We start from the raw sequence: 17,050 nt of genomic DNA, 5'->3' as shown, positions 1-17,050 counted from the left end.
CTTTGGTGTTCTGTTACGTTGGAAGTAACGAATGATTATCTAGATATGGAGGATAACGATATGTTTTGTTACCAATGTGAACAGACACCAAATGGCGGATGCACCGTTGTAGGGGTATGTGGCAAAAATGAAACCATTGCGAGTTTGCAGGATACGATGATTTTTGCATTAAAAGGAATTGCAGCTTATGCGACACATGCCCGGCAGCTAGGATATAGCGATCCCGAGGTGGATCGTATCACCCACGAAGCTTTGTATATGACGTTGACCAATTCCAACTTTAATACGCAGGAACATTTGGAGATGGCGATGAAGGTCGGGGATGCTGCGGTTCGCATCATGGATGTACTGGATCGTGCGCATACGGACCGCTTTGGCATTCCGCAACCGATCACAGTCAGTCAGAACAAAATTGAAGGTCAATGTATTGTTGTAACCGGACATAATTTATATGCGCTGGAGGAATTACTGCAGCAGACAGAGGGGAAAGGCATCAACATTTATACCCACTCAGAAATGTTGCCTGCGCATGGATACCCTGCACTCAAAAAGTATAAGCATCTGAAAGGCAACATCGGCAAAGCATGGTATGATCAGCGTAGATTGTTCGAGCAGTTTCCTGGTGCAATTCTTGCTACCACAAACTGTGTAATGCCGATTAAAGGCACGTATGCAGACCGCTTTTTCTCATATGAAGTAGCGGGGCTGGAAGGTGTAGAGAAAATAACGGGCGACGATTTCTCCCCATTAATTAATCGTGCGTTGTCCCTGCCTGCGGCTGATGTAGAGTCAGATCTGGTACTTACGACCGGATATCATCATGAAACAGTAATCGGGTTAGCACCAGAGATCATTCAAGCTGTCAAAGACGGGCATATCCGCCGGTTTTTCGTCATTGCTGGCTGTGATGCGCCAGGTACTGGCGGGAATTACTACCGTGAGTTGGCGACTTCCTTACCGAACGATACTGTCATTTTAACTACTTCTTGTGGAAAGTTCCGCTTTAATGACGTAGATTATGGCACCGTTGGAGACACCGGTATTCCGCGTTACATTGACCTTGGGCAATGTAATAATTCCGGTTCTACAGTGAAGATTGCCATGGCTCTGGCTGAGGCATTTGAGTGTACGGTGAACGAGCTGCCTGTCAGCATCGTGCTATCTTGGTTTGAGCAAAAAGCAGTAGCCATTTTGCTAGGCTTGTTCAGTCTCGGCATTCAGGACATTCGCATCGGACCAAAGCCACCCGAGTTCATTTCCCCAGGTGTACTGGATGTTCTGGTAGAGCTTTTTGGATTGAAGCTAATTACTACTGCTGAGGAAGATATGAACGCGATGTTGGCATTGTCGTAGAGTAAAAAACAAAGGTTGCCGCCCGGAAGGGTTTGGCAGCCTTTGTTTGATAGGGGATTTAGGTGATACATCATAGTCGAAGCATGGCGATCCGTAATGGATGGTCATGCTTCTTAACTTGCCATTATGAGATGAACTTATCGCGTGCTCGCCACATAATTATAGAGGGTATCTCTCAACTCGAACTCGTACGTCAAACCATTAACAATCCCCACAACATGATCGTTGTCATACAGATCAAGCATGAATCCAGCCATTTCCTTCGCGGTATGATATTTCGGCACAGTCCCCTGATATTCGAATTCGGGGACATCGAAAGAAAGCTTCGCGAATTCTGTTTCTGTTGCGGCAGGTGCCAGCACTTTAGCCTGCATAAGTGCACCTTGACTCTTCAACTCATGAGAGAGTCCTTCAGTAAAGGCACTCACATAGAACTTAGTCGCACAGTACGTAATAGCATTTCCCACAATAGTATAGCCGCCACCGGATGAAACGTTGATTAATTGTGTTCCTTCAACATTGGAGTAATCACGAACGAATAGAGAGGAAAGGATCGTCAATGATTCAATGTTCAGATGCAACATTGCAGAAATTTTATCTAAATCTTGCTTGGCCACTGAAGCGAAATTTCCAAATCCCGCATTGTTGATCCAAGTTTCGATTTCGAACTCTTGTAGATCCTCATAAAGCTTATAAGCATTACTAGAAACGGATAAGTCAGTCACTCGAATAACGACATCTACATCGGGGTAGTTATGATTGATTTCAGATTTTAGCTCCTCCAGTTGCTCCCTTCTGCGTGCTGTAACAATTAAGTTTTTACCACGAGCCGCAAAGGCAAGAGAGGTTTCATAACCTATACCTGAACTGGCGCCTGTAACTACAGTATATTTCATGTGAATTCCTCCGTTTTTACAAGAATATTTAGTGTTTCAGCAACGATGTAATCATAAAGCTTAGAGTTTACTCTAAGTCAAATGTTTTTTATAATTATGGGGACTCTTAAAATCAACATAGATTCGGGGGCTTGTATGTATACGATCAGCGATGTAGCTAAATTACTAGGGATTACCGCATATACACTGAGATATTATGAAAAGGAAAAGATTATTGCTCCGATACGGAATGCGAATGGAGAAAGAATATATGATGACTCCAATCTTGCTTGGCTGCGATTTGTGATGAGGTTGAAACAAACCCAAATGCCGATCTCACAAATTAGAGAATATGCGCAGTTATATTTAGAAGGAGAGCATACGGCCCAAGCCCGCTTGAACCTTCTTGAGAATCATAGTAACTCTATACAGAGCCAAATCAGAAACTTAACAGCCACAGAGAAGATGTTGAAAGACAAAATTGCAGCCTACAAAAATTCCCTTGCGAAATAGACCGGCATTCACTAAGCAGGCGACATAAAAGTATGCTAATGATTAAGATAATTGTGAGATCAAAAAAAGGGCTTTCACGTTTCATTGAAAGACGCTAGTTCCGCACGTATGTTTGCGGAACTAGCGTCTTTTGCTTTTGGGCTAGACTCCGGCAAAATAGCCGTATGCCTCGCTATTCGCATCCTCGTCTCATTCGGCAACACCTTATTGACAGCGCTAGACGTATTCGTTATTGTGTTTAGAAACATGATTCAATTGAGAATGATTATCTCTTGAGAATTTAAAGGGAGTTTGCGAATCAGCTATGGATGTTCTGAAACTTATACAAATATGGAACCAGGTGATTATGAGTGTGCTGGATGTACGGCTAAAGCAGGCCGGAACCGAGAACGATTTGAATCAATACCGTTTGCCGGCAAGCGCATTTTTATTCGCTTTCCAAGGACAAGGCGAGTTGTGGGTTGATGATGAGGTGTGGCTGTGCGATCGTTTTCATGTACTGCACGCCGGCAAAGGCTCTCTGGTGACGGTTCGGAGCCGAGAAGCGCTGAATGTATATATCGTACTCTACAAAGCGTCTCTCCCCGCTTCGGCCTCGCGCGAATTTCATATGATGTTGGAGGAATCCGACCCGTTTCTGGAAAGCTGGGGGTTCCCGCCTGGCGAACCGCTGGCCATGCTCGAGCTGCTTCAAACGATACGCGACGGTTGGCTTAATTCTGACGACGGATTGACCCGGCTGTCGGCCAAGGGAGACTTTATCCACTTCGTTCACGCTGTCCTGAGGGAGCGTCTGTTCGGAGCCGGTGAGCCATCTTTATCGGAGCAAGTTATTCGGCATTTGTCCAGGAATTACCGCCAGCCGATCTCGTTTGAGGAGCTTGCTCGGCAATTGAATTACAGCCAACAATACATTTCGCGAAAATTTAAAGAACAGACGGGACTCAGTCCGCTGGACTACGTCATTCGTTTCCGAATGGAAGATGCGAAGACTCTGCTGGCCGGCACGATAGCAACGCAACAGGAAATAGCATCACATGTCGGTTATCCGGACCTCATTTATTTCAGCCGCATGTTCAAAAAGTATGCCGGCATGACGCCAGGCCAATATCGTAAACGATACGGTCAGTTCGTTTCAGATTATGCAAGGAATAGGTCACAATCGTCCGTTGTTCTAAGCCGGTCATTAAGCTATCCTTTTTATGTGAGTGATATTGATTATCAATTTCAACAGGATGGGGCGAATAAAATGACTAGAGCAACCAGAAGTTTTTATACAGTGATGCTGTTATGTTTGACCGTGACGTTAACAGCTTGTGGTGGGTCGGTGAACAACGGAGGCGCAACGAACAGCCAGGTTGCCGTCAGCACTTCTCCAACCATGATCACCCAAGAGCCAGAGGTTTTGACATCTTCGGAGATGAAGGTAGTCAAGACTGCTTTCGGCGATGTCGAGGTTCCTGCACACCCTCAGCGCGTAGCGGCAATTTCTTATCTCGGTACCGTACTCGCGCTGGAAGTCCAGCCGATCGCAGCCGAATCGTTCTTGATGTCGAGTCCTTATCTTGAGGGAATGCTGGACGTCGTGACGGATGTAGGGGACTCATTAGAGAAGCTGCTGGAGCTCAATCCGGATTTAATCATAACGCATAATCCACAGCCTGAGGTAGTCGATAAATATCAGATGATCGCACCTACGATATCTGTTCCTTACAATCAGTTTGCATCCATTCAGGAGGAAATGCTGTATTTCGGCGACTTGCTGGATAAACGCGAGGAAGCGGAGAAATGGAACGAACAATTCGAGAAGGACATTGCAGACATTCGGGAGAAAGTCCAACAAGCCGTTCCCGAAGGAGAGACGCTTTCGATTATGCAAGAGTACGATGGAAACGTGAGCCTTTTTGGTCCGAAGTCGGGACGAGGCGGCCGGCTAATGTATGAAATAATGGGGCTGAAGCCGCCAACGACGGTTCCAGAATTTATGCTGAAGGAATCCTACTATGAATTTTCGCTGGAGAAACTTTCGGAGTACATGGGGGATTATTTGATTCTGACGACAGAAGACAGCTTGGAATCGCTGCAGGCTGATCCGATCTGGGGGACGCTCGAGCCGATTCGCAACAATCGGGTATTTTTATGGACGGAGAACCAATCCTGGTACCGCGACCCAATCGCCGTGAAAAGACAAATCAACGAATTGACCGACTGGATCATCGAGGCAGCGAGTCGGTAACTGCCCACAGTATGGATTGATCGAACAACGGTAAGTTAAAATCAGAACTTGCCGTTACAGCCAGCGCGCTGAACCGTACCATTAGGGACGACAGGGGATTTTTGAGCGGAAAGTTGGAGAGTGCTGTAATAAGGATGTGGAATAGTTCGACAGAGGGTGTCCTAAACGTCATGAAATGGCGGAGGGATACCCTCCTTTTTTTAAGAGCGGAGTGGGGAAGGGAATAGAGATTGTGCTGAACGGTCAAGGTTAGATCTCTTTCTATGCAAAAGTTATTACCAAAATCCAGGTGAAAAGTAGGTAGACTCAGGACAAGCGATCACTATAATGGAAATATGAGACATTCATAGAACCGATCAATAGGATATAAATAAGAATCCGACTGAGTAAAAAAAAAGCGATTTGAGGAGGCCATTACGTGGGAAGATCATTCGCAAATTTGCATATCAAGTCGAACAACCTTGAGAAGACTGTCAAAGCATTAAGAGAGCTTAGCGAAGGGCATGCCAAAGTATTAGGCCAGTCAAATCATGAGGCTCCAGAGAGCAAAGTTGTCATGTACGTAAGCAAAAGCAACGAGAACTGGATCAGCGTGCTCCACGATTACTTTGTATGGGGTACGGTGAAGGAGGCCGGCAAAACGTTGTCCCAGCTTATCGGAGAGCCAGTGATGACCGCCGGATATATGAATGAGGAAATATTCGAGTTGTCGTTGTTCGAGAATGGAGACATTCAGGCCGAAAAGATCTTTTGTGAGCAGTGGACGAGGGATGAATATGAACAACTCCGGGAAGAGCGTCTCAATGACGACTACCTGCGAAAAGCGTTGGATATCCGTAATGAGGATTTTGACGGCTTCATTGACATAACGAGTCCGGGACAAGCCGTAGATAAGCTGTCAGAACTCGTAAGTATGTCTTTATGGAGTGATTGGGAGTGGATCCCGTACGAAGAAACTCTCAGAAAACGATTTGTGAAATATGAATTTTGAAAATACACGAGCAAATGGCTAAGGACAGCTGAGATGACATTTTAGTGCATGGCGGTGAGCGAAAAGAAATGGATAGATTAATGAACAGCGGATTTTATAAGCTTAGATTCTTCATCAGGCCGGAAGAGTTTGAAAGCGTTTTGAAGCTTTTTGAACATAAGCAAGCGCAATTTCATCTAACCAATTATGCCCAGACAGAGCATGATCTGAATCAGGTGTATGAGGCGTATCAGACCTTTTATCATTATTTTACGGCAGAACAAAAAAGGGATGGGGGTTCCCCTTTCCTTGTTTATTCCATTTCTGTTACGTCTGATAATGAAAGCTCTGGATTTTTTGCGAGAAATGAGAGTGTCTATTTTCCATATTATGGACAATGGGCAGAGGATGAACTGCCGTGTATCTTGCTATCATTTCCTAAAGGCTTTCAAATAGATTTGGAAGATGAAAAAGGGAAGTATTATATTTATGAGGATATTAGGAACCATAAGCCGTTGACATATACGTTTTTCGATGAAATAACGGGTGCTATTAAAAAAATGACAAAGCCGCTTCGTTTCTCGGCGCATGATGCAGATGCTATGAAGGAGCAAAAGCCTTCTGTGCGTATAAGCCATGGTGCGATGCAAGATTTGAGCAAATCGTGGATTTTCAATAAATATGGGCTTGTGATGGGTGGAAAATAGTTCAGGGCAAATTACACCGAGGCATTGGCCAAGCTGGAGAATTCAAAAATTGGGGTTTGATATGTTGCACTCTCTAAAATTTCAGTATTATCTTGGATAAAAAAGCTGCTCAACCTGCAATATTTTAAAGAATTCTCTTATCTGGAAGAGTTGCATGTTGGGGGCAGCAGGAGGAGTATTTATGTACATCGTATCTCGGCCAAAACCGCTGTCTGATGACCAAAACCAAGTACTTGCGAAGGAAGACGGCACTGTTTATCCACCGGGCTACCTCCGGTTTTTGCGGCGATTCGGCGAAGGGACTTACAGAGGGTGGCTGAATGTTCAGTTTCCGGATGTGGAGGTGCTTAAACCTTTTGCAGAGTACGGATTATGGGAGCATGACGAGAATAGCCCCATTACTGAGCAACAGATCGGTGAGTGTATCGTTATAGGTACAACGGTTGACGGAGATTTTCTGGCAGTACATTCCCAGACAGCTGGGCTGCTCTGGCTACCTCGGCATGCGGAGCACGTGAAGGCGATTTTCCTGCAGGTACGGGAGCAGGAAGACGAGGGGATGTACGCTTTGGTGCTGGACGAAATATATCGTCAGGTGTATGGAATCAGTCAAGGGGAGAGTGTCTATTATGAACCGTGGACGGGCACTCGAAGCCATCGCTTTTTGCGCTTGCCACAAGGGAAGGACCAGCTTACACTACCCGAACTGGCCGAATTGTGCCAACATGAATTTCCGCCGGATTTGTCCATTGAGAATGCCTATGTTTGTTTCCTGTTCTACCGGCAGCTGGGAGGCTATGTACGATTGAATTATGCCTACCAGCAAGAGGTGGCGGTCTTCTATGAACAGGATACGGGGCAGGCGTTTGCCGTAATGGAGCGGTGGTTCTTGTCGAAAGGCTGCGAAGCGATTTCAGAAAATAACAGCTGATCTGGGTGCTCCGTAAGTCTGGGAGAGGGAGGTATGCATGAAACTATTTTTTACTTTGGATACACATGGAACGTGTGTGGGTCAATTTGTCAGAGTCAGTTGCTAAATATAATAAGCATGCAGATAAAATGGATGCTCGAAAACAATTGGCTAAATGGAAAGTTAAATCAAGCACGGAAACTACTTTCGCAAGACATGGAGCTTTATGAAGTCAGCCAGAAATTGCAGATACCATTGGAAGAGATTGAGTATATCCTTCTCCGTATGAATGACTATGAGCCAACTGATGTTCATCCTGATAACCTTGTAGTAGAAAAAGCACCGCCATATCATTTCTAGAAGACTGGAGCAAATAGAAGACATCCTGCCTGAGCGGATCCACTAACGGAAAGGAGGAAGCCGATGCAAGAAATAGAGAGGCTGGCGATAGAGATCGCCGATGCTGCTAGAACGTCTTTTCGCACTCTTTTTGAAAATGGCGAACGTTACTATTACTGTACTCTATACACTACTGGCGAGGGACATGCGCCAAGTATCTCCGCCTGGTCGTGGGAAGCTTTGGAGGTAGAATCAGCCAGGCAAGGATTCGAAAGTGACACACCGGCATCGACTATTGCGGAACTTATCCAATGGTCTTATGCGGATTCGCCCTATTGTTGTTTCGGCGATGAGAACTTTGATAATGTTAAACAACGATTTACCGAGCGTTCTTTCATTGCGGATCTTGAGGGTGACGAAGGGAATCGCGAGTTTGATTTGAGGCTGAAGGCCATGGAGCTGGCGATGAAAATACTCGATGATGAAGGTATGTTTGCCTTGAATCAACTGCGAGAGTCAGTATGCGTCCTTGTCGAAGTCATGCCGCCGGATGAGATCAATACTGAAATTGCCCTCCGTTTGAATCGGGCGGAATCTCCAGCTATGCAAGTATGGTTGGCGGAAGCGGCGGAGTAGAAGCCTCCTCTTTCGGAAACCGTCTACTATATTCGGATTTAAAATGGTCGAGATTACGCAAGGGGTAAGCCTTGCGGTATGTGAGAAAATAATAGAAATTTTAAAATGAAGGGAAAAATAATTTATGAGCAATCTTTTCCGATTCATTCCTATTAGCCAACTAGCAGATAAATTTCCCGAAGGATCTTGGTGGGCGAAGTTTTACCAAGATTTTAGTGACGAGCAACTTGCCGCTTACTATGAAGGGGATTTGACGCTGTCTTCTCTTAATTTAGATTGGGAGCAACCTTTCCCGCAACAAAAAGAGGTAATCATCATTTTTATAGAAGGAAATTTTACTGTAGACAATCTTTATAATAAAGAAACGGATGGCGCCATAGGGCTTTTGGTGACCGGTAATATGAGTGCAAAAAATATAGCTGTAGGCGGTCAGGAAATTTATGTTTCGGGCAACCTGATGATTGAGGAAATATTATGCGGCTCCTACAATCATGGGGAAACGATTGTTAAAGGTGATCTCAGCGCTGCGGTTTTAGTTCAGGATGACGAGTACAGTTTCAATGTGGACGGACATAAATCGATCGCCTGCTTAGTAAATGTGTGGGAGGGGGACGGCGTATTTCAGGAGCTTCCTGTGGACATACATGAAGTGTTGATCGATGAAGTTTTTTTAGATATGGAAGAGGAAGAGGAGGACTTTTCCTTTGGCACACTGGTGAACGTAATTAAAGAAGGCCGTTCTGCTCTTAAAAAAATAAATGAATCCCCCACTAGTAAGAACGCAGTTCATTTATATTTCACCCATAACACGATCAATGAAGAAAATATATTGAAGTTGACGCAGTGTATTTTAATGCCAAATGATAAACCTTCTTTTAATTTTCGGGAGCAAGACGTTTTTTTTAAAGTTCAACTGGAGCATATTGATGCTGACGGGGATGAGCGGGATCTTAGCGTTTATATGAATGATAACCGGCATCACTATTATATTTGGCTGGAGCAAGATCATTCTGTCGGTTTGTTGAAAAGAATCATAGAAGAAGGGTCTGAGTGGGAGGACATTACAGAAGAGTCTCAGGAACAACTAGCAGAGATTAGCGATTGCTGGACGATGTTGTTGACCTGCGTTAATATGGCTGAGCTTTATTTACGAAACATTGAGGTACAGTATGTGGAAGACATTTTGCAACACACTGTAATTCAGGAATTATATTCGGAAGTGGAGGAGAATGGCGGGTTCTGGGACGGCTCCAAATGTTACAGCTTCCGTCAAACGCATACGGACGAGGACGGAGACCTTCTACATGGTCGGATTGAAATCAGGACTCCAGATGAAGCGTTTTATTTTTACACAGTGGACAATGGAACTTATGTTTCCCGGCATTATCAGCCGCCCGATCAATATGGCAAGCAGGACATGTCCTATTTGGATCTTAGGCGCTGGGAAGCATCAGAGCGGTATTTTACAAGATTCAAACAATTTATTACTGAGAAGATAGAGTCAGGTGTGAATAGTTAGATCTTGAAATGCATTAGAGGAAAGGATGATAGAAATGCCAAATGATAGCCAAGCTGGTCCTTCAGCTGGTTCTGTTAGAGAAGTTGGTAGTTATCCTATCAATCTGACAGGTCCACTTAGTCATACTCTTGTCCTTAAGCCCGGTGTGGGCAGTCTATCCATGGGTCCGTCGCAATTGGGGAAAAAGGTTGACCTTCATGTCGCGTCTGATGCGCCAATCGATTGGACCGTATTCGATGTCTTTGCCACACCGGCTGGCTCTCCCTGGCCGCGATTTCTGCATTATACAGGCAGTGATTCAGGCTTTTTTGACTGGGCACAGAAACGTCCCATAGAAGAGATGACATGGACTCCGATCCTGTCTGCAGACACGGTGGCGGATGCCAGTCAGTCCAATTTGCATGGCTTGCATGTCGAGTTGGAACCAGCCGGGAGGTCCCTCAGCCTAATACTTCCGAAGCAGCCTTTCCGCCTGAGTGTGTCCGGTGATCTCTCGCGCTTCTCGGCCACAGGCGATATGCCATCTTCTCTTACACTTGCACCGCGCACCGGCCGACGTAAGAATGATCCCCCTTTTTTGCTGCCCGATATGGGGGAGCTGCACCAGGTAACGAGTTTGACGCTACATAACGCACCGCTGGGACAGCCTATCTCGCTAGAGTGTCTAAACCGGTACCCAAACCTTAAATCACTGAGTTTGTGGGGAAACTTCTGCGATTTGAATCTATTGGCTCATCATACCGAGTTAACGAATCTGGAGCTGCGCTTCATGCCTGATCTGGGGGACTTTCCGACCTTGAACGCGTGGCCGTTACTTGACAGATTTATCGCCTACAATGTCGAAGAAAGCGCTGGCAAGCGTCTAAAAAAGCAAATGAAAACTCGTGCTGAAACCCGTCCTTGGACCGACCATGCTTCAGTGAGCCAATTACGAAAGCCAGAGTGGTGGACGACCGAGTTTGGCCGTCCATTCTCCTCCTGGGCTAAACGTCTAGCCAAGCTGGCTAATGAAGCTTACAACGTTGCACAGGTAACCTTGTCCGAGGCCTGTAGCTTTGCTGAGGCCGAGACCGCCATTACCGCTTTCACCGTGCGCTTCAACAATCTTAAGGGCATCGAAACCACCGAACGAGAAGATCTTGGTGAAGCGGTATGGCAACTTAGCCAGTCTGACCACCTGATTGGCCAGCCTATCACAGAGGAGATGGCTCAACGCTGGTTCGATGCAGCGCGCGATTACTAAATGAATTGAAAGTCACACCCCTAGAATAGAAATCGGATTGACCAGAGGATTATCCAATGTCTATTCTAAGGGGTGCACTTCACTATACTGGCGGGGTTTTGTTATACGATCATCCCCATTTCTCGGAGTCTATCTTTAATTTTCTTTAAACGAGCTTCTTTTTCGCTGTCTTCAGTTAATACCTCTACAGATGTTTCGTTATACTTCTTAATGATCCTCTTTAAAGTTAATTCTTTCATTTCTTTTTTACTGTGGATGGGAACATGAGGGAAAGCTGTATAGTTTTCTATGGTCTTGGGATCTGCAGAAATTCGTTCGAGTAAACTAAGTAGAAGCACTAGTCTTTGCTGGCCCAACCTCGGAACTTGGTATAGTTTTTTCCATGTGGAATTTAATAGATGATCAAGGTCTGTATATCCCTTTGAGTATAAAGCATTTATGAGGCCTGTTAAATTTGGACCCCGTTCTTCTGCATGAGCTACAGCAACAATACAAGCAATATTCTTAGAATAAAGATGCGCCGGAAGTGGAAAAAAATGTATTAATGCCGCATTTCCGTCGATGATGTCAATCATGATGATATACCTCCATTAAAATATGTGTTCACTATACACGTTTAGAATTCTGATAAGGTTGTGAGTCAGCAGGGTGAATTTTCCTGACTTGTACAATCGATTGATACACTCTGCCTTATTAAACCCCAGGCTACTGATCATTTTCTGAACACCAGCAAAACCCATTACATAAGCTCGTAGAATATATAGCAGATATGAGTTCGCTGCGCTTCATAATCATTGCTAAGTAATGATATGATATAGGCATCAATTTTGTGGGGTGCACTGATATGGATTTCCGAATCAAAGAACTAGTTAATGCTACACAGCAAACCTATGGATTGGACAACTACTACTTACATACAAATGAAATTTATCGCGAAGTTACGATGCTGGGAGAAACCGACTATTTGCTTAGTATGGAATGGTTTCCTTCTCACATTAAGGAATGGAAGGAAGATTATAATCCGGAAGGAACTGCAGTCATTACGCTTGACTTGCTATCCAATAACTATAAAAGTGTTATTTTTGTTGGAGGGAAATCTTATGCAAATCGAACACCATTCCAAAACATTGAATTAAACAGCGTTATTCAGTGGATGGAAGCTGAAGTAGGGCTTGAATATGGTAAACAATTCTATCTAGTGAAGGTAGAAAGAGGAGAATATCATTTTGCCGAATGTATAGACGGTATACCCATCTCTCTTGGCGGGCGAATGGAGTTACGCTTCGATACGGAAGGTAGAATTATTTTTTATAGTGTATATGGCCAGTTTCCTTCCAGCTCCCTTGTGCAAAAAGAGTATTATTCTCTCACGCTTCAAGCGGTAGAGCCACTGGCGAAAAACCAACTACAGCTTATAGAATATCCAGTGTACGAGATGAAGCATCTCTTGCCGATCTATGGGATAGAAGAAATCTACATTACAAATGATGGAACAACCACAATCCCATTTGAGATGATATCAGGTACGAGAGCACGACTGAATATTGATCAAGTAATGCAATGGGAGCAAGCGGACACGAAACAGTTCGCAAGGACGGAGATTCGTCTGCAAGAGGTGGTTACAATCGAACAGGCAATAGCACGTGAGCCGCACCCAGATTCATTTTCAATCACAGACATAGAACAAGCCCAATGTATAACCGCAGTCGAAGTTGGTTTAAGCCAGCTCTATCCGGATGAGTCCGGACAATGGATATTGAAGACTTTACATCGGGAAAGAGGACATATTCAAGCGACATTGAGGATGAATGCGCCAAGTAATCGTATTTTTCAGCGTAAGCTTTTCCTGTTCATCGATACGAACAATTATAAGGTTATAAATTATATGGATAACAAGCTAATGCTCGATACGTTTGATGAATTCAAGAGCGAAGGGGAAATTGCTGTGAGCCATGACGAAGCTTATGATAAGCTCAAGGGATGGTTCGAATTAACACCCGTCTATGTGTATAATCCTGGGCAGACGAAGTATGTGCTGTGCGGGAAGCTGGATTGTAATTATGCCGTGAAGGCTACTAGCGGAGATGTGGTAGAGTTGGGTAGCTTGGAATGATAGTGAAACCAGATTGATTTAGTCAAAAAGATAACATCCGAAACTCATGTCCAAGAGACATGGGTTTTTCTTTATGTAGTTGGATGCCAAAAATTTAGACTTATGAAAATAATTGTATGGAAATTTGATTTACACGCAGAGAAACTTCGGTGTACAGCGTCAAATAAAAGTAGACGTTAAGAAAAAAGAAAGCTCCGATAGGTAAATTGTATAAATGTGAGACTATAACCGTTTTAAGGATGGTGAATGAGTTGGGTTTCAAAATACGTAAAACCACGGTGCAGTCCGTCTGGATGATGTGGGAAAAAGCTTTTGCGTTGCTTTCACATTTTCGCGGATCGCATAAGTCACGCTTTGGTATATGTACCGTGATGCTAAAAAAGCACCGGGGACAGCCTATTGTATGCCAAGACGCCACGGTCATCAATCAAGGAGAGTGGGTGGGAGAACTCCACCTCGACAATGAAAGAATCCTGAAGTTGATCCGGTCCGAAGGATCGGATCGTGCCGCACTGCAAACGGCTCGCATGCTGCGCAAATCAATGCAGCAAATCAACGAAGCCTTCGAATCGCAGTCCGAGTTCAGGCAGGTCAAGGCTTTATTGGGGATTACACTGCTCCATCGGGGATTAACACACGGTCTTGGTTTTGAACAACAAAACATAAAGTCCGGCGTTTTCGAACGCATCACCACCATCTATCTTCGATTGCTGCTGTCTGCCATGCATCCAGAAGGGAGACAACGAATCAATCGGCGAACAGAGCAACTGGTCCCGATGTTACTGATCCATTCACGCGCCTCACTGAAAAATCGATTCTCACCCGGACAGAACTACTCTGGATAGGACTTAAGCTTGTTATAAGGAGGTGTAATCATACTTACTTATCTGATAGTAGGAATACTATGTGCCGCTACTCTTTACATGTTTATTCCAAGTTTAATTACGCGAGTGAGCGGCTTGGGTGTCTTTCGTAAAGGAACGGTAGAAAAACAGGTGGCATTCACTTTCGATGATGGGCCACATCCGAAATATACACCGGAATTGCTGGATTTATTGAAGTTACATCAAGTGAAGGCTACTTTTTTCGTGCTTGGATCGCGAGCGGAGCAGTATCCAGATCTGATCAGAAGAATGGATCGGGAAGGCCATCAGATTGGCATCCATAATTACTGCCATACCTCTAATTGGCTGATGCTGCCCAGTACTATTAGGCGAGAACACCTGGAACGCTCCGCTGATATTATAGAGTCTATTGTCGGAATCAGACCCAATCATTACCGTCCACCCTGGGGATTAATTAATCTATTTGATTTCTTTCGGCACAAGCAGTATCGAATTGTTTTATGGTCGCTGAAGGCGAGTGACTGGAACGTCCGGGCCTGTCAAACCTGGATGCAGGCCATTCTATTAGGTGGAATCACCGATGGCTCCGTTGTTTTACTTCACGACAGTGGAGAGACTGCGGGCGCGGACCGGCATGCTCCTTATTTTATGCTGCAAGCTTTAGAAGAAGTGCTAAACCAACTGCAGACAAGAAACCTGCAATTTGTTCGGCTTGATGAAATGTCTTAACGTATTCCAGTGATTTGTTATTAAGACTTAAATTGTTTGCGGAAGCAGAGCGGCGAGATGCCCATTATTAATTTGAAGGTTCGTCCAAAGTGGGAGGTGTTATCGAACCCAACCATTCCTGCAATTTCTGTAACATTAAAAGAAGAGCCAACCAGCAAATCACGCGCTTTTTTAATGCGGATGTTATTGATATATTCAATGAAGCTGAACCCGGTGGATTCTTTAAAAGTGCGGCAAAGGTAGGAAGAGCTTATGTCGAATTGCCGTGAAATCTCACAGAGCTTAAGCGGTTCCATATAATGTTGATTTACATAATTAACGATATCCAGGACTTTCTTATGTGTACGATTGGATTCTACAAATGAAGCTACGCGGCTGTCAAATAGTTTGCGATTAAGATAGAGAAGCAGCTCCACCAATAAGATTTGTTGGTACTGTTCATATCCGCGGGCTTGCTTCTTCCCCTCCTGGATCATTTTCTGAAAAAGCTGTTCGATGAAATATTGATCCATCCCGGTCATCTTCAAAGCGCGGTAATCACTTTTGAACAATTCGAGCAGTTCCTCACATTGACTGCCGGTGCAGAAATGCTGCAGGAATTCTTTTTTAAACAGGAGTGTAACCCGTTCATACATATTGCAGCCGGAATTGACCAGTTTGTGCATTTCGTGAACATCCATAAATAACAGTGTTCCGCCCGCAACCTGGTAAGTTCTGTCCCCTATAAAATAATAAAAATCTCCGGATATTAAATACAGAATCTCATATGCATCATGATAGTGTCTTGAAGGCATGCTGGTGTATACCTGTTTCTTGCGGCTGATGTCAAAAAGAGTAGACTCATAAAATACCGGTTTCATTCAGCACCTCCTAAGAGGATTGTAGACTTAATCTAGGGTTTGTAGCAACATATGTATAAAAATTAATATTTACAAGAAAATACGTGCTGTTTGGACAAAGTTTTTGAGATAAGCTTGAATTGAATTACCAAGTGTTGGTAAAAGGAGGACTGTCATGCTCAGATAGGTTAGGGATAAGGTTCACTGCCACTAAAAGTTAAAGCGCTTAAACTATTCAATTAAAGGAGAGATTGCGGTGCTAAATTCAACGAAGAGTAAGGTTTTCAAGAAGATGAAATTTTCATTGATGATTCTGCTCAGTTTTTCAATGATTTTTTCTTATGCCAGTCTGTCCATTTCATCTCAACAGAAAAGTTATGCGGCAGGGAACCCTGATTCTAATTTCTCACCGGCTACACTTCAATTCTTGCGTGACAATACAGGTCTGGATGGTGAGCAGTGGAACAATATTATGATGCTTGTCAACAAACCGGAGCAGGACGATCTGAACTGGATCGATTTTTACGGATATTGTGAAGATATTGATGATGACCGCGGGTATACGATTGGAATATTCGGTGCGACTACAGGCGGCTCAAATGATACTGGTCCCGACGGTCCGGATCTGTTCAAGGCATATGACGCTGCCAAAGGCGCGAGTAATCCTTCGGTTAAAGGCGCATTGGCCCGGATCGGTGTTAAGGGTTCGATGAAAGGGAAGATCCTCGAAATCAATGAAAGCGAAGAGAGCTTCTGCAGAAAAATCGGCAATTTGCAAAATGATCCCGAGTGGAGAGAGGCTATGTGGAAAACGTTCTACAATATCTATATTAAATACAGTGTGGAGCAGGCCCGCAAACGCGGCTTTAACTCGGCATTAACTATTGGTTCCTTCGTGGATGCAGCGCTGAACCATGGAGCTACCGGCGGCTCCGAGACCCTTCAAGGGCTTTTGGGTAAATCCGGAAGCAGCACAGATGAGAAGACTTTTATGACCAAATTTTATAAAGAACGGACCAAGATTGTGGATACTAATGAGTACAACTCTCCACCTAACGGCAAGAACCGTGTGAAGCAGTGGAGCAATTTGCTGAACATGGGAGAGACAGACCTGAAGGGTGCAGATTCGGCAATTCTTCAAGTCACCGACTGGGAACTCCAATAACAGTAGGTAAAGGTAGCAGAACCGCCGTTCTTCTCGGAGACGGCGGTTCGATGATAAG

17 protein-coding genes are annotated in these 17,050 nt (G+C 44.4%); 14 read left to right on the top strand and 3 right to left on the bottom strand.

Features of this window, described 5'->3' with window-relative positions; all coding sequences use genetic code 11:
* The first annotated feature begins 60 nt into the window (after nucleotides 1-60).
* Nucleotides 61-1,353 carry a hydroxylamine reductase gene (gene hcp, locus MKZ09_RS21900; RefSeq protein WP_076201580.1) on the top strand — a complete coding sequence of 431 codons (1,293 nt, stop codon included), beginning with the start codon at nucleotides 61-63 and terminating at the stop codon, nucleotides 1,351-1,353.
* 137 nt (nucleotides 1,354-1,490) lie between these two features.
* Here the strand turns inward: hcp and MKZ09_RS21895 are convergent, their stop codons facing one another.
* Nucleotides 1,491-2,249, bottom strand: coding sequence for an SDR family NAD(P)-dependent oxidoreductase (locus tag MKZ09_RS21895; protein ID WP_076134410.1), 759 nt, complete (start codon nucleotides 2,247-2,249; stop codon nucleotides 1,491-1,493).
* Between the two features lie 135 nt (nucleotides 2,250-2,384).
* Between MKZ09_RS21895 and MKZ09_RS21890 the strand changes: the two genes are divergently transcribed.
* The 9 genes from MKZ09_RS21890 to MKZ09_RS21850 all read left to right on the top strand — a co-directional run bounded on the left by MKZ09_RS21890 (nucleotide 2,385) and on the right by MKZ09_RS21850 (nucleotide 11,301).
* Nucleotides 2,385-2,741, top strand: coding sequence for a MerR family transcriptional regulator (locus MKZ09_RS21890; protein ID WP_076134411.1), 357 nt, complete (start codon nucleotides 2,385-2,387; stop codon nucleotides 2,739-2,741).
* A 304-nt stretch (nucleotides 2,742-3,045) separates the two neighbouring features.
* Nucleotides 3,046-4,977 carry an AraC family transcriptional regulator gene (locus MKZ09_RS21885; protein ID WP_076134412.1) on the top strand — a complete coding sequence of 644 codons (1,932 nt, stop codon included), beginning with the start codon at nucleotides 3,046-3,048 and terminating at the stop codon, nucleotides 4,975-4,977.
* A 418-nt stretch (nucleotides 4,978-5,395) separates the two neighbouring features.
* Complete coding sequence (locus tag MKZ09_RS21880) at nucleotides 5,396-5,968, top strand: hypothetical protein (RefSeq protein ID WP_076201583.1); 573 nt, start codon at nucleotides 5,396-5,398, stop codon at nucleotides 5,966-5,968.
* Between the two features lie 68 nt (nucleotides 5,969-6,036).
* The gene (locus MKZ09_RS21875; RefSeq protein ID WP_076201847.1) at nucleotides 6,037-6,654 is read left to right on the top strand and encodes a hypothetical protein; all 618 of its coding nucleotides are present in this window, start codon (nucleotides 6,037-6,039) and stop codon (nucleotides 6,652-6,654) included.
* A 181-nt stretch (nucleotides 6,655-6,835) separates the two neighbouring features.
* Complete coding sequence (locus MKZ09_RS21870; protein WP_076134414.1) at nucleotides 6,836-7,585, top strand: hypothetical protein; 750 nt, start codon at nucleotides 6,836-6,838, stop codon at nucleotides 7,583-7,585.
* 33 nt (nucleotides 7,586-7,618) lie between these two features.
* A complete protein-coding gene (locus tag MKZ09_RS21865; RefSeq protein WP_076201585.1) occupies nucleotides 7,619-7,924 on the top strand; it encodes a hypothetical protein in 306 nt (101 codons plus the stop codon).
* A 63-nt stretch (nucleotides 7,925-7,987) separates the two neighbouring features.
* The gene (locus MKZ09_RS21860; protein WP_076201588.1) at nucleotides 7,988-8,539 is read left to right on the top strand and encodes a DUF4303 domain-containing protein; all 552 of its coding nucleotides are present in this window, start codon (nucleotides 7,988-7,990) and stop codon (nucleotides 8,537-8,539) included.
* Between the two features lie 124 nt (nucleotides 8,540-8,663).
* Nucleotides 8,664-10,058 carry a hypothetical protein gene (locus MKZ09_RS21855; RefSeq protein WP_076201590.1) on the top strand — a complete coding sequence of 465 codons (1,395 nt, stop codon included), beginning with the start codon at nucleotides 8,664-8,666 and terminating at the stop codon, nucleotides 10,056-10,058.
* 34 nt (nucleotides 10,059-10,092) lie between these two features.
* Complete coding sequence (locus MKZ09_RS21850; protein WP_076201593.1) at nucleotides 10,093-11,301, top strand: hypothetical protein; 1,209 nt, start codon at nucleotides 10,093-10,095, stop codon at nucleotides 11,299-11,301.
* A gap of 101 nt (nucleotides 11,302-11,402) precedes the next feature.
* On the opposite strand, the gene MKZ09_RS21845 is transcribed toward MKZ09_RS21850, so the two are convergent.
* Nucleotides 11,403-11,876 carry a hypothetical protein gene (locus tag MKZ09_RS21845; RefSeq protein ID WP_076134418.1) on the bottom strand — a complete coding sequence of 158 codons (474 nt, stop codon included), beginning with the start codon at nucleotides 11,874-11,876 and terminating at the stop codon, nucleotides 11,403-11,405.
* A gap of 269 nt (nucleotides 11,877-12,145) precedes the next feature.
* Between MKZ09_RS21845 and MKZ09_RS21840 the strand changes: the two genes are divergently transcribed.
* The 3 genes from MKZ09_RS21840 to MKZ09_RS21830 all read left to right on the top strand — a co-directional run bounded on the left by MKZ09_RS21840 (nucleotide 12,146) and on the right by MKZ09_RS21830 (nucleotide 14,988).
* Nucleotides 12,146-13,414 carry a hypothetical protein gene (locus MKZ09_RS21840; protein ID WP_076201596.1) on the top strand — a complete coding sequence of 423 codons (1,269 nt, stop codon included), beginning with the start codon at nucleotides 12,146-12,148 and terminating at the stop codon, nucleotides 13,412-13,414.
* A gap of 239 nt (nucleotides 13,415-13,653) precedes the next feature.
* Nucleotides 13,654-14,259 carry a YkoP family protein gene (locus tag MKZ09_RS21835; RefSeq protein WP_081388925.1) on the top strand — a complete coding sequence of 202 codons (606 nt, stop codon included), beginning with the start codon at nucleotides 13,654-13,656 and terminating at the stop codon, nucleotides 14,257-14,259.
* 78 nt (nucleotides 14,260-14,337) lie between these two features.
* The gene (locus tag MKZ09_RS21830) at nucleotides 14,338-14,988 is read left to right on the top strand and encodes a polysaccharide deacetylase family protein (protein ID WP_256719147.1); all 651 of its coding nucleotides are present in this window, start codon (nucleotides 14,338-14,340) and stop codon (nucleotides 14,986-14,988) included.
* A gap of 20 nt (nucleotides 14,989-15,008) precedes the next feature.
* On the opposite strand, the gene MKZ09_RS21825 is transcribed toward MKZ09_RS21830, so the two are convergent.
* The gene (locus MKZ09_RS21825; RefSeq protein WP_076134421.1) at nucleotides 15,009-15,848 is read right to left on the bottom strand and encodes an AraC family transcriptional regulator; all 840 of its coding nucleotides are present in this window, start codon (nucleotides 15,846-15,848) and stop codon (nucleotides 15,009-15,011) included.
* A gap of 235 nt (nucleotides 15,849-16,083) precedes the next feature.
* Here MKZ09_RS21825 and MKZ09_RS21820 point away from each other — a divergent pair, with 235 nt between their 5' ends.
* Complete coding sequence (locus MKZ09_RS21820; RefSeq protein ID WP_341041266.1) at nucleotides 16,084-16,992, top strand: chitosanase; 909 nt, start codon at nucleotides 16,084-16,086, stop codon at nucleotides 16,990-16,992.
* The last annotated feature ends 58 nt before the right edge of the window (nucleotides 16,993-17,050 follow it).

The sequence above is a fragment of the Paenibacillus sp. FSL R5-0908 genome, assembly GCF_038006245.1.
In the GTDB taxonomy this organism is placed as follows: domain Bacteria; phylum Bacillota; class Bacilli; order Paenibacillales; family Paenibacillaceae; genus Paenibacillus_AQ; species Paenibacillus_AQ odorifer.
The sequence above is the reverse complement of the archived record's forward strand: the minus strand, read 5'-3'. Positions and strand labels throughout refer to the sequence as shown.